General features: G+C 68.2%; 8 protein-coding genes and 1 riboswitch. Of the genes, 4 read left to right on the forward strand and 4 right to left on the reverse strand.

Annotated elements, in window-relative coordinates; genetic code table 11:
* Positions 1 to 56: 56 nt before the first annotated feature.
* The 3 genes from G9V96_RS00500 to G9V96_RS00510 are packed head-to-tail and all read right to left on the reverse strand — an operon-like array spanning position 57 to position 3,645.
* Positions 57 to 1,700, reverse strand: a complete 1,644-nt coding sequence (locus tag G9V96_RS00500; RefSeq protein WP_168581283.1) for a precorrin-2 C(20)-methyltransferase — start codon at positions 1,698 to 1,700, stop codon at positions 57 to 59.
* Positions 1,697 to 2,326 carry a precorrin-8X methylmutase gene (locus tag G9V96_RS00505; RefSeq protein WP_210424427.1) on the reverse strand — a complete coding sequence of 210 codons (630 nt, stop codon included), beginning with the start codon at positions 2,324 to 2,326 and terminating at the stop codon, positions 1,697 to 1,699. The genes G9V96_RS00500 and G9V96_RS00505 overlap by 4 nt, the downstream gene beginning before the upstream one ends.
* On the reverse strand, positions 2,323 to 3,645 hold the full coding sequence (locus G9V96_RS00510; protein WP_168581285.1) for a precorrin-3B synthase: 1,323 nt from the start codon (positions 3,643 to 3,645) through the stop codon (positions 2,323 to 2,325). The genes G9V96_RS00505 and G9V96_RS00510 overlap by 4 nt, the downstream gene beginning before the upstream one ends.
* 170 nt (positions 3,646 to 3,815) lie before the next feature.
* Between G9V96_RS00510 and G9V96_RS00515 the strand changes: the two genes are divergently transcribed.
* Positions 3,816 to 4,949 carry a YihY/virulence factor BrkB family protein gene (locus tag G9V96_RS00515; protein WP_210424428.1) on the forward strand — a complete coding sequence of 378 codons (1,134 nt, stop codon included), beginning with the start codon at positions 3,816 to 3,818 and terminating at the stop codon, positions 4,947 to 4,949.
* 78 nt (positions 4,950 to 5,027) lie between these two features.
* Here G9V96_RS00515 and G9V96_RS00520 read toward each other — a convergent pair whose 3' ends face one another.
* Positions 5,028 to 5,771 (reverse strand): thermonuclease family protein, encoded by a 744-nt coding sequence (locus G9V96_RS00520; RefSeq protein ID WP_226913351.1) that lies wholly within the window; start codon positions 5,769 to 5,771, stop codon positions 5,028 to 5,030.
* Between the two features lie 332 nt (positions 5,772 to 6,103).
* Between G9V96_RS00520 and G9V96_RS00525 the strand changes: the two genes are divergently transcribed.
* The 3 genes from G9V96_RS00525 (at position 6,104) to G9V96_RS00535 (ending at position 14,434) form a co-directional block, all read left to right on the forward strand.
* The gene (locus G9V96_RS00525) at positions 6,104 to 7,570 is read left to right on the forward strand and encodes a purine-cytosine permease family protein (RefSeq protein ID WP_168581286.1); all 1,467 of its coding nucleotides are present in this window, start codon (positions 6,104 to 6,106) and stop codon (positions 7,568 to 7,570) included.
* Positions 7,571 to 8,185: 615 nt separating this feature from the next.
* Positions 8,186 to 8,355: riboswitch (cobalamin riboswitch) on the forward strand.
* A 32-nt stretch (positions 8,356 to 8,387) separates the two neighbouring features.
* Positions 8,388 to 12,296, forward strand: a complete 3,909-nt coding sequence (gene cobN, locus G9V96_RS00530) for a cobaltochelatase subunit CobN (protein WP_168581287.1) — start codon at positions 8,388 to 8,390, stop codon at positions 12,294 to 12,296.
* Complete coding sequence (locus tag G9V96_RS00535) at positions 12,293 to 14,434, forward strand: magnesium chelatase subunit D family protein (RefSeq protein ID WP_168581288.1); 2,142 nt, start codon at positions 12,293 to 12,295, stop codon at positions 14,432 to 14,434. Before cobN ends, G9V96_RS00535 begins: the two co-directional genes overlap by 4 nt.
* Positions 14,435 to 14,459 lie beyond the last annotated feature (25 nt).

Genomic DNA, 14,459 nt, shown 5'->3' on the forward strand with positions numbered 1-14,459 from the left:
TTTCGTCCACACACCGCCTCGACCGCGCTCGTCGATCGGTCAGCGATGCTCCCTGCTCAGTCGGCAGTCTCGGGGTAGCGGCGCGGGGTCCACACCACGTATTCCCTGGATGCCGAATCCTGCAGTGAAGTCGCTTCGTCGCTGCTCGTGCGTACCCCGACCGAGTTCGCCCCTGCGTGGCGCTCATCGACCCTGGTCTGGCTGGAGCCGATGAGGATCAGGGTGCGCATGTCGATCAGCGCCGGGTCAAGATCGCCCAGGCAGGTCAGCAGCACTCGCTCACCCTGCGGGTCTCCGATGGCGCGGGCCAACACCACCGGGGTCTTCGGGTCGCGCACGGTGAGCAGGTCCTCCTTGAGGCGCCCCACCTGCCAGGTGCGTTCCTTAGAGGCCGGGTTGTACAGCGCCAGCACGAGATCGGCTGCGGCAGCAGCGAGCACTCGCTCCCGCACCACATCGAACGGCTTGAGCCGGTCCGACAGCGAGATCGTCGCGTAGTCGTGCCCCAGCGGCGCGCCCACCCGGGAGGCGGCCGCGTGCGCGGCGGTGATGCCGGGAAGGATCCGCACCGGGACGCTGCGGTAACGCTCCTGCCCGGCCACCTCCAGCACGGCCGTCGCCATGGCGAAGACACCGGGGTCCCCTGATGAGACGACAACGACCCGTCGACCGCGCAGCGCCAGGTCGAGTGCGAACTCGGCTCGCTCGGACTCGACCTTGTTGTCGCTGTCGTGCATGACCAGGCCGGCGCGGGCGGGCACCCGGGCGACGTAGGTCGTGTACCCGACGACGTCGGTGGCCCGGGATAGCGCGGCCTCCACCTCGGGGGAGCGCCACTGCGCCCCGGCCGGACCCAGGCCGACAACCTCGACATAGCCGGGTTCATCCACCCCGTCTGTGCTGAGCTCGGTGGCTTGGGCGGCAGCACTCGCGCCGCGCGCCGCGGAGGGCATCCAGTCCGCGGCGCCGACCCGGCTGGGAACGACAGCCAGCGAGAAGTAGGGCACCTGGCTCGGATCGACCTCGTGCAACGGGGTGACCTTCTGCCGCTCGCCCTGGCTGACGCGCTCGGCGTACCAAGCCTCATCGAGCCGGCCGGACTCCTCCAGCGCTGCCCGCACCTTGGGGAAGGTGCGTCCCAGCTTCATGATGACGGCGGAGTCAGCCTGGGCCAGCAGCGTGGTCAGTCGCTCCTGAGGCAGGGTGCCGGGGATGACGGTCAGGGTCTCTTCGGCTTCGACCAGCGGGCGTTCCAGCGTCGAACTGCAGGCGGTCACCGAACTGATGCCGGGGATGATCACGGTCTCGTAGCGGTGGGCGAGCCGTTCGTGCATGTGCTGGAACGAGCTGTACATGAACGGGTCACCCTCGGCCAACACCGCCACGTGCAGGCCGGCATCCAGGTGAGTGGCCAGTCGTGCGGCGGCTTGGTCGTAGAACTCATCGATGGCGCCCCGGTAGCCGCCCGGATGCTCGGTGCTGCCGGTGGTGACCGGGTAGGTCAGGACCTCTTCGATATGGCCTTCGCGGAAGTAGGGTTCGGCGATGCCTCGGGCGATCGAGGAACCACGGGGGCCCTGGTGGTAGGCGATGACGTCGGCGTGCGTGATGGTCTCCACTGCGGCAAGGGTGAGCAGCTTGGGGTCGCCGGGTCCGACGCCGACCCCGAACAGGGTGCCGCTGGAGTGTGGGGTGCTCATTCGCTCGGCAGGGTCAGCGCGTTCAGCGCTCCGCAGGTGATGGCCGAGCCGCCACGACGCCCGCGGACTGCGATGTACTCCAGGCCGAGGTCGTTGGCGATCAGCGCCTCCTTGGATTCGGCTGCGCCGATGAAGCCGACCGGCATCCCCAACACGACCGCCGGGCGCCACGGCTTGTCCTGCAGGATCTCCAACAGGTGGAACAGCGCGGTGGGGGCGTTGCCAATGGCAAGGACCGCACCGTCGATGCGTTCCCCCCACAACTCGACCGCGGCGGCGGTGCGGGTGTTGCCGATCTGTTTGGCCAGGTCGGCCACCGACTCATCGCGCAGCAGGCAGACGATCTCGTTCTCAGCCGGTAGCCGGTGCCGGGTGACACCACTGGCGACCATGTTGGTGTCGACCAGGATCGGCGCGCCGCCTTGCAGGGCCGTCATCGCCGCGCTGCAGGCATTCTCAGAGAAGACGATGTCGGCTGCGAGGTCGGTGGAGCCGCAGGCGTGGATCATCCGCACCGCCACCCGATCCTCATTCTCCGAGAATCGTGCCAGGTCCGATTCTGCCCGGATGGTCGCGAACGATCTCCGGTAGATCTCGGCCCCGTCGGTGATGTAGTCGTACTTCACGCGTTCCTCCACATGTTCATGACGGTATACATCGTCTCGATCTGTTCCCCGGTGGATTCGCCGGTCGCAGGCGCCCCGTCAGCGCGCGCCAGGGCGTATCCCGAGCCGGTCGCGACGGCCTCCAGGTGCGGCGTGCGCGGGTGACCACAGCGGCGCTCGCAACCGCTGACATGCAGCAGCGAACTACCAACGGGTTGCTCTGAGGTGCGCCCGGCAACCTGGCGAATATCGGAGCGCAGGTCGGCGCGCGATGAGGCGCAGCCGGGAAGCCCGGTGCAGGCGGAGACACGGGCGTAGTCGCTGGATTGGTCTGTGACCAGCCCGAGCTCAGTGGCCGTTTCCCGGGCGCGCCGCGCGTGGGCGGGGGACAGGCCGCCGATGATGACGCCGCGAGTGCTGGTGGTGCGCAGCACCCCCTCACCCTGGGCCGCGATCTGCGCGAGCGCTTCCCAGGTGGCGCCGGGGGCTACCCCGAGCGGGAGTCCGACACCCAACGCGACCGGGTCGGTGCCGATCAGGCCGAGCATTTCCTGGGGTTCGGGACGGCGCGCCGTGGCGGGGCTGGGGTCCGGGTCGGGCTGGGTGGGCAGGGCCGAGGCCACCTCGTTCGTGGCCAGAGTGCCCAGTTCGCGGAGCGCCGCTGCGTCCAGGTCGGCGACCCGCCACGCCGGCAACTGCCGGGAGCGGCAGTAGTGCAGGAAAGTGAGAGCCAGCACCTGTAGCGCGCGCGGAGTCTGGTCCGGTTGGACAACGAGTCCGAGCGGATGCCCGCCGAGGAGCAGCCGCAGACCCGCGCTGGTTGCCACGGCGGTCAGGTCGGGTTCGCAGACGACCACGTCGCCGCGGCCGTCGTCGATGCCGAACAGGAAACGGCCCGAGAGCGCCGCACAGTCCGGCTCGCTGACGAGCAGGGCGTCGAGTTCGGCGACCAGGGGGAGCCCGCCTGCGGGGGCGAGGTGCCCTGTCCCATCCAGGCCTGCCAACGACGAGACCAGGATGTTGCGCATCCGTTCGTGGGCCACCGAGGGCAGTAGACCGGCGTCGCTGAGCCGGGTGGTCAGCAGTTGGGCGCTGGTCGGATCCAGGCCACGGATCTCGGCATTACCGCGGGCGGTGAGGTGGATGTCGCCGTCGCCGAGTTCTTCGGCCAGGTGAGCCAGCGCCTGGGCCTGCTCCAGGCCCAGCGCCCCGCCGGGTAGTCGGATTCGGGCCAGGGCGCCGTCAGCGGCTTCGTGCAGGCGCACAGCCCCGGGGCATCGGTCGCCGACATCGCGACGAGCGCTGCGCTGGCTGGTGGCGGCGCCGGGCGTAGGGGACATGCCGATTACGGTACCGGCCTGTACCCGGGCGCCGATACCGGCTCTGCAACCAGACGGCGAGGGGTAGGCGGGGCCGGCAGGGGGGGCGCGACACCCGGTGGCGCGGGTCGGGCGGGGCGAGTCAGGGTGGCGTGTCATGATCGTGGCCGAAGGGCTGAGGAGGTAGCGGCATGCCGGTCATCCAGTGGCTGGATCGAGTTCAGCGCAAGCATCCGGCGTTGGGTGCTCCGCTCGCCGTGCTCTACAAGTTCTTCGACGACCAAGGCGTCTATCTCGCCGCGATCATCGCGTTCTACGCGTTCATCTCGATGTTCCCGATGTTCCTGCTGCTGTCCACGATTCTGGGTTTTGCTTTGGAGAGCGATCCGGGGCTGCGGGAGGCCATCCTCGCTTCTGCGGCCAGCCAGATCCCGGTGATCGGGCATGACATCGAGGCGCAGAAACTGACCGGTAGCGGGACCGCTGCCATCGTCGCTGTGCTGACGGCGTTGTACGGGTCGCTGGGGGTAGCCCAGGCCATCCAGAACGCCATGAACTTCACCTGGGGTGTGCGGCGCAACGAGCGGCCCAATCCGTTCACCAGCAGGCTGCGTAGCCTCGGACTCATCGGAATCCTCGGTCTGTTCGTGCTCGCCACGACGCTGCTGAGTCAGCTCAGTTCGGCGCTACGCGCGACGAACTTTCCGCTCACCGACCGTTCGGCGATGCTGGCCAGTGTCGGGTCGCTGCTGCTGTCGAGTTTCTTCTTCGTCCTCATCTGTCGCCTGGGCACGGCCAAGGCGCTGACGACCCGTGAGGTGTTGCCGGGTTCGCTGCTGGCCGGTCTGGCCTGGCAGGGGCTGCAAACCGGTGGTGGAGCCTTCGTGCAGTCGGTGGTGGCGCGCTCATCGGCTACCAACGGTGTCTTCGCGGTGGTCCTGGGACTTCTAGCGTGGCTGTTCCTTGCCTCGATCGTGTTGGTGATCTGCCTTGAGGTGAACGTGGTGATGGCTCGAAAGCTGTATCCGCGTTCGCTGCTGACCCCGATGACTGATCTGGTGGACCTGACCGATGCCGACCGGCACACTTACAGCCGGCTCGCCCGGGCACAGGCGATCAAGGGGTTCCAGAACGTCGAGGTCACTTTCGAACATGACGGCCAGTACGCCACCGCGCACCGAAACCGGGAGCTGCACGGGGCCACCTCGATCGAAGCGGTCGAACTCGAGGAGGCCGCCCAGGGGCCAGAAACCGACGAGCCGCCCACCGCGGCAACGCCGGTGCTGGCCCGCAATGACCCAGACTCGGCCCGTCTCCGGCGTTGACCTCACGCGTCAGAGCCATCCCAGAACTGCGCCAGGCGCTTCGGTTTCGCTGTCGGTCACCTCATCCGCGCAGGAAAGTCAGACCTTGGCTGGACGCCAGCCCGCTCGCTGGGCATCCCGGGTGGAGCAGAACCAGCGCTCGCCTTTGTTCAAGGTGATCTTGGTGGCGTTGTAGTACCGCTGGCCGGGAAGGTGATAGATCTTCTCGCCGCTGCTGCTGATGTTCCCCTTGATGGTGCAGCGACCTGCAACCGGCTTGGCGTTCGGTTTCGGCTTGGTGACCGCCTGCGTCAACGGGCGGCCGACACCTTGCTTGGCGCACGTCGCGCTCCACACGCCGCGGCGCGCCTTCATCGCTCGGGCCTGGGCCGAACGGAAGGTGCTCTGGCCGACGTAGGGCTTGGCGTAGGTGTATTCGCGTCCGTAACCGTTGGCGATCAGCCGCTGCGCCAGCGACGACCGGTCCGGCAGGATCACGTGACGCAACAGTCGGTGGTAACGGTCACGATCGCCCTGCGTGCGGTCGGCGCGTAGCGTCACCACCTTGCCCGCGACCAGGTTCGTCGTCGCGGCCTTGGCCTGGGTCGAGAAACACTGTCGTTTGGACAACTCCGGGGTGTCCACGCCGATGACCCGTACCTTCTCGATGCGAGACCCGACCCGCACATGGACGGTGTCGCCGTCCACGACGTAGGTCACGCGCCCGACGATCTCGCCAGGCGCCCGCACTGCACTGACCGCGCCGGCAGCCTGCGCCCCCGGTGCGCCTGCCCCCACGACCATTCCAGCGGCCAAAACCGCCGCCGCCACCCCAACCTTCACGACAACCCCCCATGTGCTTGCATCTGAAACGCTTCCCCCTGCTCGAACGCACGCCAGCCGCGCAGGACGCGGTGTGCGCCATGCAGATCATCGTCTCGGGGCTGCGGAAGCTGACAGGAACGACGACAGTGGGGACCTACGTCCCACCGGGGCAGTAGCGCATCGGACAGCTGCTGGGCCGCCCGATCGGGGTATGCCCACGCCCTACCCCCACCTGCTTCGAGGGTGCGCACTCGCAAAGACGCCGATGGCGCACCACTGGTAACCTCCGGAAAGTGGCCGACCGGTCCCACCGAGCGGCTCGCGCTCGTCATGCGTGCAGGAGCATACCTATGCCATCCACACCCTCGTCCCCTCAGCCACCGGCGCCGCCCTCGCTACGCTCGGTCGAGCGGCGCAGCATCGACGTAGTTCCTCCTGCGGAGCGCACCGGTACTCCGCGGAGTCAGTTCACGCTGTGGCTGGGTGCGAACATGCAGATCACGGCCGTCGTCGACGGTGCGCTCGCCGTGGTGTTCGGCGCGGATGCCTGGTGGGCCATCGTCGGTCTGCTGATCGGCAACGTGCTCGGCGGCATCGTGATGGCGTTGCACTCCGCGCAGGGCCCGCGCCTGGGATTGCCGCAGATGATCAGCAGTCGCGCGCAGTTCGGGGTCCTGGGGGCCGCGCTGCCACTCATCCTCGTGGTGATCATGTACCTCGGTTTCGCCGCGACGGGCACGTTGCTCTCCGGGCAGGCGATCAACAAGATGCTCGGCACCGAGACCCCCGCCGTCGGCATCGTCATCTTCGGGCTGCTCACCCTGCTCGTCGCCGTTTTCGGGTACCAGTGGATCCACCTGCTCGGGCGCATCGCGACCGTCACCGGTCTGCTCGGGTTCGCCTACCTGTTCGTGCGCCTGCTCGCCGAGCACAGCGTGGGTGAACTCCTGGCGCCCAAGGAGGGGTTCGTGCTCGCGACCTTCCTCCTGGCCGTCTCGGTCTCGGCCGGGTGGCAGCTCGTGTATGGGCCGTATGTCGCCGACTACTCCCGCTACCTGCCTGCTGATACTCCTGCGGCGCACACGTTCTGGGGCACGTTCCTCGGCAGCGTCATCGGCAGCCAGATCGCTATGACGTTCGGTGCTTTGGTGGCGAGCGTCCCCGGTAACGGCTTTCTCACAAACCAGGTCGGAGTCCTCGGGGCTCTCGCCGGATCGGCCGCGATGGCCTTTGTCATCTATCTGGTCATCGTCATCGGCAAGCTCGCCGTCAATTGCCTCAACGCGTACGGCGGCTTCATGACGATCCTCACGACGATCACGGGATTCACCCGCCGCGACCGTGTCTCCCGAGGAACGCGCATCGCTCTCATCGCGGCCTTCGTCACGATCTCGATGCTGATTGCGTTGTTGGCGAGCAGCGACTTCATCGCGACGTTCAAGAACTTCATTCTCGTGCTGCTCATGGTGTTCACGCCGTGGAGTGCGATCAACCTCGTCGACTACTACCTCGTCAGCAAGGAGCGCGTCGACATTCCCGCGCTGTACGACCGAGAGGGCCGCTACGGCAGTTGGAATGTGCCCGCGCTCGCCGTGTACCTCATCGGGGTCGCGGTGCAGTTGCCGTTCCTGGCGCAGGCGATGTACACCGGCCCGGTCACGAAGATGCTGGGCGGGGTCGATATCAGTTGGATCGTGGGTCTGATCGTCACCGGTGCGCTGTACTACCCCCTCGCGCGTCGCCAGAACCTCGCACCCGAGCGTCTCATCTACCCGGCCGAGGCCGCTCTGAACACCGAGGACCTCGCCGGTAGGTGAATCCGGCGCCGGTCGATACCTGCGCCGTGACATCGAATGCGGGCCAAGCCGGCTGCGGGATTACCGTGGCCGGCTGGGCCCGTTGAAGCTTCTCTTCACCGAACAGACCTGATACTCGGCACTCCTTGCTTGAGCGATGTAGATGCGTTCGGAGGGGGCTGGCTGGCCGGGACCCGGAGGGAAATCGAACTTGTAACCTGAATAATCTTCGAGAAGCTTCTTGCCCTCACGTGTCAAAACGCCGTCTTCACTCGATGTGTAGATCTCTTTGTCGACTCCGGACGGCTTTACCATATCGAGCTTTGGCAACATCTTGCTGCCTCGACGGAAAAGTTGCCTGACACCATGTCGGATGACTCCTCGAATTCTCGATAGTCGCTCGGTCAGTGAAAGGTAAAGAGCGCGACATGCAGTAAAGGCTGGTACAGACTCGAGCAGCGGCCCTTGTACACATCCGGCACGGTCCAGAGGTTCCGATCACCCGCCCTGGGGTTGGAGTGCTTCTTCGGGGGATGCAGCGTCTATGAGCGCGCACGCGGCGCTTGCACGCGGGGGTCTCCGGCGACGCGCAGAGAGGTGTCACTCGGCGCTGTTACTCTCGCGGTGAGGCCCGAGATCGGGTTTCACGAGACCGGTTCGTACCGGTCGCGACATCCTTTCGGATGACGCAGAGGAGGAAGCCGGTGAGATCCCGGCGCGGTCCCGCCACTGTGTCCCTGCCAACACCATCGGCCCCCGGGTCGGCGAGGTGGGGGAGTCAGGAACTCCGGTCATCCGAGCACCACCCCGGGGCGAGGACCCCGAGAGAGGCCACTTCGTGTTTCTGCTGCTGTCGACTTCCGACACTGACCTGCTGTCCGCCCGCGCCGCCAACGACCTCGCCACCGCTGCCACCGACGTAGCCGACGAGTCGGCGAGCACCGTTGAGCCGGGCGAGGCGCCCGTCACGTGGAGGTACGCCAACCCCGTCAAACTCGACCGGTTGCGCCTCACCGACGCCGACGACGCAGCCCAGGCCGCCTCCCAGCGTGCCCACCTCGCCGCCCAGCTCGACAGGCTGCTGGAGGGCATCGACCTCGTTGTCGTCCGTCTCCTCGGTGGCCGTCGCGCGTGGGAGGACGGACTCGACCTCCTCCTCGCCCCCGAGCAGCGACGCCCTGTCGTGGTCCTCACCGGCGAGCAGGCCCCCGACGCCGAACTGATGACCCAGTCGACCGTCCCCGTCGGCGTGGCCACCCAGGCCCACGCCTACCTCGCCCACGGCGGCGCCGCCAACCTCGCCCAACTCGCGGCGTTCCTCTCCGACACCGTGCTCCTGACCGGGCACGGCTTCGCGCCGCCGCTGGCTGCGAGCTCCTGGGGATCCCTCGGTTGTGTCGGTGACTGCCTCGACATCCCCGCCGCCGAGCGCAGCCAGTGCGGGGCCACCGACTGCCGGGCCTGGCAGAGCGACCCCGACGACGAGCGCCCGACGATCGCGGTGCTCTTCTACCGCGCCCACCACATGAGCGGCAACACTGCCTTCGTCCACACCCTCTCCGACGCGATCGAGGCCGCGGGCGGGCGCGCCATGCCCCTCTACATCACCTCGCTGCGCGAACCCGAGCCCGAGCTCATGGCCACCCTCAAACAGGCCGACGCCGTCATCACCACCGTGCTCGCCGCAGGCGGCACCGTCCCCTCGGCCGCGCAGGCCGGTGGCAGCGAAGATGCCTGGGATGCAGGCGCCCTCGCCTCCCTGGACGTGCCCGTGATCCAGGGCCTCGTCCTCGGCTCCTCCCGCCAGGAGTGGCTCGACAGCGACGACGGCGTCACCCCGCTCGACTGCGCGACCCAGGTCGCCGTGCCGGAGTTCGACGGCCGCATCATCTCGGTGCCGTTCTCGTTCAAGGAGGTCGACGCCGACGGACTGCCCCGCTACGTGCCCGACCCCGAACGCGCTGCGCGCGTCGCAAGCATCGCTGTCTCCTACGGCCGCCTGCGCGCCACCCCGCCGCAGCAGCGGCGCCTCGCGATCGTGCTCTCGGCCTACCCCACCAAGCACGCCCGCATCGGCAACGCCGTCGGCCTCGACACCCCCGCCAGCGCCATTCACCTGCTGCACCAGCTCGCTGACGCCGGGTACGACATCGGCCCCCTGACCGGCGAAGGCTCCCTTCCCGGCGTTGAATCGGGCAACGGCGACGACCTCATCCACGCCCTCGTGGCCACCGGTGGATACGACCAGGCCTGGCTTACCGAGGAACAGCTCGCGTCCAACCCCCTGCGCGTGCCCGCCGACCTCTACGAGCAGTGGTACTCCCGCCTCGAACCCGAGCTGCGCGAACTCGTCGAAGAAGCTTGGGGTCCCGCGCCCGGCACGCTCTACATCGATGAGACCAGCGCCGCCCGCCGCGGTGAGAAGGCCGCGAAGTCGCTGATCATGGCGGGGGTTCGCGCGGGCAACGTCGTCGTCATGATCCAGCCGCCGCGCGGATTCGGCGAGAACCCCATCGCGATCTACCACAACCCGGACATGGCGCCCAGCCACCACTACCTCGCCGCCTACCGCTGGCTCGAAGCCCCGGTCGAGGAGGGCGGATTCGGTGCGCACGCCGTCGTCCACCTCGGCAAGCACGGCAACCTCGAATGGCTGCCCGGCAAGTCCACGGCCATGTCCGCCACCTGCGGTCCCGACGCCGTGCTCGGAAACCTGCCGCTGATCTACCCGTTCCTCGTCAACGACCCCGGCGAAGGCACTCAGGCCAAGCGGCGCGCCCACGCCACCCTCGTCGACCACCTCGTGCCGCCGATGACGCGCGCCGACTCCTACGGCGAGATCGCCAAGCTCGAACAGCTCCTGGACGAGTACGCCCAGGTCAGCGTCATGGACCCGGGCAAGGCCCCCGCCGTGCGGCAGCAGATCTGGACCCTGATCCAGGCGGCGCGTCTCGACAAGGACCTCGGCCTCAAGGAGCGCCCCGACGAGGCGTTCTTCGACGACTTCATCCTCCACGTCGATGGATGGCTGTGTGAGATCAAGGACGTGCAGATCCGCGGCGGCCTGCACATCCTCGGCCAGGCACCCACGGGCGAGGGCCGCATCAACCTCGTGCTCGCCATGCTGCAGGCCGCGCAGATCTGGGGCGGCCAGTATGCCCTGCCCGGCCTGCGTGAGGCCCTCGGGTTGGACGAGGGAAACAAGGAACGCCAGGCCACCGACGACGTCGAATCCGCCGCTCGCGGGCTCGTCGAAGCGATGGAGTCCGCCGGGTGGGCGCCCGAGGCGGTGTCCGACATCGCCGACCGTGCCCACGAACTCGTCGCTGCCGGAGTGCGCGGCGAGGCCGGAGTCGCCGTCGGTCTGGACCGGGACAAGGTCGCCGCCATCCTCGACTTCGCCGCCACCGAGATCGTGCCCCGACTCAACGCGACGACCGACGAGATCGACCGCGTGCTGCACGCCCTGAGCGGCGGTTTTGTACCGCCGGGCCCCTCGGGCTCGCCGCTGCGCGGACTCATCAACGTGCTGCCCACCGGTCGCAACTTCTACTCCGTCGACCCCCGCGCCATCCCGAGCCGCCTCGCGTGGGAGACCGGCAGCGCCCTGGCCGAGTCCCTCGTCGCGCGCTACGTCGCCGACCACGGGGAACCGCCCGCCAACGTCGGACTCTCCCTGTGGGGCACCTCCGCGATGCGCACCGCCGGTGACGACATCGCCGAAGCCCTGGCGCTCCTGGGAATTCGCCCTGTCTGGGACGACGCCTCCCGCCGCGTCAAGGACCTCGAAGTCATGACGCTGGCCGAACTCGGTCGCCCGCGCGTCGACGTGACGCTGCGGATCTCCGGGTTCTTCCGGGACGCCTTCCCACACGCCACGGCGCTGCTCGACGACGCGGTGGCTCTGGCCGCAGCGCAGGACGAGAGCGATGTCGACAACTTCGTGCGCGCCCACGTCGAAGCCGACAAGGCCGCCGGCATCGACGAGCGCTCCGCCCGCACCCGCGTCTTCGGCTCCAAGCCGGGAACGTACGGAGCCGGGTTGCTGCAGCTCATCGACTCACGCGACTGGCGCACCGACGCCGACCTCGCCGAGGTCTACACCGTGTGGGGCGGTTACGCCTACGGGCGTGACCTCGACGGTGTGCCCGCCCGCGAAACCATGGAACGCACCTACAAGCGCATCCGCGTTGCCGCCAAGAACGTCGACACCCGCGAGCACGACATTGCCGATTCCGACGACTACTTCCAGTACCACGGCGGCATGGTCGCGGCGGTGCGCTCGCTCACTGGCGCCGACCCGGAGGCCTACATCGGCGACTCCACCCGGCCCCAACTCGTCGCCACCCGAACGCTGCTCGAGGAGACGTCACGGGTGTTCCGCGCCCGCGTCGTCAACCCCAAGTGGATGGCCGCGATGCGCGAACACGGCTACAAGGGCGCGTTCGAGATGGCTGCCACCGTCGACTACCTCTTCGGCTACGACGCCACCACGGGTGTGGTCGGGGACTGGATGTATGAGCGGTTGACCACGGAATACGTCCTGGATGAGACCAACCGGGAGTTTCTGGCCAAGTCGAACCCGTGGGCATTGCACGCGATGACCGAACGTCTGCTGGAGGCAGTGGACCGCGGGATGTGGGCTGAGCCCGACCCGCAGATCCTCGCCGAACTGCGAACCGCCTACCTGGATGCTGAAGGTGACCTTGAGGGTGACGACGACGATGTGTCGGGAGCAATCAAATGACTGAAGACCTGAACCGCTCTACTCACCCGGTTCCTTCCCCCTCTCATCGCACACCGGCCTTCCCCTTCTCCGCCGTCGTCGGGATGGACGACATGGGCTTGGCACTCTGCCTGGTTGCGGTCTCACCCGGCATCGGTGGGGTTCTGGTGCGAGGCGAGAAGGGAACCGCCAAGTCGACGATGGTCCGCGCGTTGGCGCAGGTCCTGCCGCCGGTGCAGGTCGTGCCGGGGTGCCGCTTCTCCTGTGACCCGGCCAACCCTGACCCGGACTGTCTGGACGGCCCACACGGCAGCGAGTCACGCACCCGCCCGGTGCGTCTGGTCGAACTTCCGGTAGGCGCCACTGAAGACCGCGTCGTCGGGTCCCTACACCTGGACGAACTGCTGGCCCACTCCCGGGTCGTCCTCGACCCAGGTCTGCTCGCGCAGGCGCACCGCGGCATCTTGTACGTCGATGAGGTGAACCTGCTACCCGACCACCTTGTCGACACGCTGTTGGACTCGGCGGCCATGGGTCGATCTCGAGTTGAGCGTGAGGGTGTCTCGGTGACGCACGCGGCTCGCTTCGTCCTAGTCGGCACGATGAACCCCGAAGAGGGAGAGTTGCGCCCGCAACTGCTCGACCGCTTCGGCCTGGCCGCAGAGGTCAGCGCCAGCCGCGACGTCGACGTGCGCGTTGAGGTCGTGCGACGCCGGATGGCCTACGAGGCCGACCCGGTCGCGTTCGAAGAGACGTTCGCCGCGCAACAGAAGACGCTGGCCGATCGCATCACCCGCGCCGAAGAACTGTTGCCTCAGGTGCAGCTCTCGGATGAGGCGGTCCGCACCATCGCCACGATCTGCGCTCGCTTCGATGTCGACGGCATGCGCGGCGACCTGGTCACCGCTCGCACTGCCTGCGCGCATGCTGCCTGGTGCGGACGCACCTCGGTGACCGGGGAGGACATTCGGGTCGCGGCCCGCCTGGCGCTACCGCACCGGCGTCGGCGCACGCCCTTCGACGATCAGGACGGCTCGGACCTGGAGGACATCCTCGACGAGCACATCCCCCCAGACGACGATCCTGAGGGACCGGAAGATCCGCCGCCCGGTGATGACGGGGACGACCCCGACGGCGACGACCCTGGCGAGGGCGACAGCGACGTCGATGATGGCGGGGACACCGGCGACGACGCCCCAGAACGGCCGGAATCGGCTGAAGACGGCAACGAGGCGCCCCAGCAAAGCCCGCCGCCTCCGCCGAGCTCGCAGGCCGAACCGGCACCGGAGTCGCCACCGCAGACAGAGCAGCCGCCACTGGGCGCCCCGGCGCCTGCCACCACCGCGACCGCTGCCGGATCTCCTTTCAAAACGCGGTTGTTCTCGTTGCCGCACGCCGGCTCCGGGGTCGCGGGGCGTCGTTCCTCGGCCGACGTCACGACAGGGCGCCATGTGCGCGCTGTGCGACCAGAGGACCCGCGCGGGCGGGCGTTGGCCCTCACCTCCACGGTGATCGCCGCCGCCTCCAGGTTGGGACAGGACCAGAATGAGGGAATCGAGGTCATCCCCGGTGACCTACGCCGGAGCGTGCGACGGGGCAAAGAAGGCAACCTCGTGGTGTTCGCAGTGGACACCTCCGGCTCGATGGGCGCGGCCGCGCGGATTCGGGAAGTCAAAACTGCCTGCGTCTCGCTGCTGTTGGATGCCTACCAGCGTCGCGACAAGGTTGCGGTGATCACCTTCGCCAAGCGGGAGGCGAATCTCGTGCTGCCTCCGACGAGCAGTGTCGACCTGGCCACCCGGTTGTTGTCCTCGGTGCCGACCGGTGGGCGCACTCCGCTGGCTGAGGGGCTCACGCAGGCTTATGAGCTGATCCGCCGCGAGCGGGTGCGCGATCCGCACCGCAGGGCGCTGCTGGTGGTGTTGACCGATGGCCGGGCCAGTGCGGGCGGGCGCTCCGCGCTACCCCGGGCGCACCGGGTGGCAGCAGGCATCGCCCAAGACGCAGCACAAAGCGGGGCTTTGGGGTGCGTCGTTGTGGACTGCGAGTCTGACCGGGCCGGGTTCCGGCTCGGCCTGGCCCGCGACCTTGCCGCACACCTGCACGCCGAGTATCTGATGCTGAACGACCTTCACCAGGGGCTGGCCGGGGTCGCCTGATCATTGCCTCGCCGCTGTGAGGGTG

Source organism: Gephyromycinifex aptenodytis, assembly GCF_012277275.1.
Lineage (GTDB): Bacteria > Actinomycetota > Actinomycetes > Actinomycetales > Dermatophilaceae > Gephyromycinifex > Gephyromycinifex aptenodytis.

What these genes read in the sequence shown, in the direction of transcription:
- G9V96_RS00500 (WP_168581283.1), bottom strand. Translation starts at nt 1,700, where the DNA reads ATGAGCACCCCACACTCCAGCGGCACCCTGTTCGGGGTCGGCGTCGGA.
- G9V96_RS00510 (WP_168581285.1), bottom strand. Translation starts at nt 3,645, where the DNA reads ATGTCCCCTACGCCCGGCGCCGCCACCAGCCAGCGCAGCGCTCGTCGC.
- G9V96_RS00515 (WP_210424428.1), top strand. Translation starts at nt 3,816, where the DNA reads ATGCCGGTCATCCAGTGGCTGGATCGAGTTCAGCGCAAGCATCCGGCG.
- G9V96_RS00525 (WP_168581286.1), top strand. Translation starts at nt 6,104, where the DNA reads ATGCCATCCACACCCTCGTCCCCTCAGCCACCGGCGCCGCCCTCGCTA.
- G9V96_RS00535 (WP_168581288.1), top strand. Translation starts at nt 12,293, where the DNA reads ATGACTGAAGACCTGAACCGCTCTACTCACCCGGTTCCTTCCCCCTCT.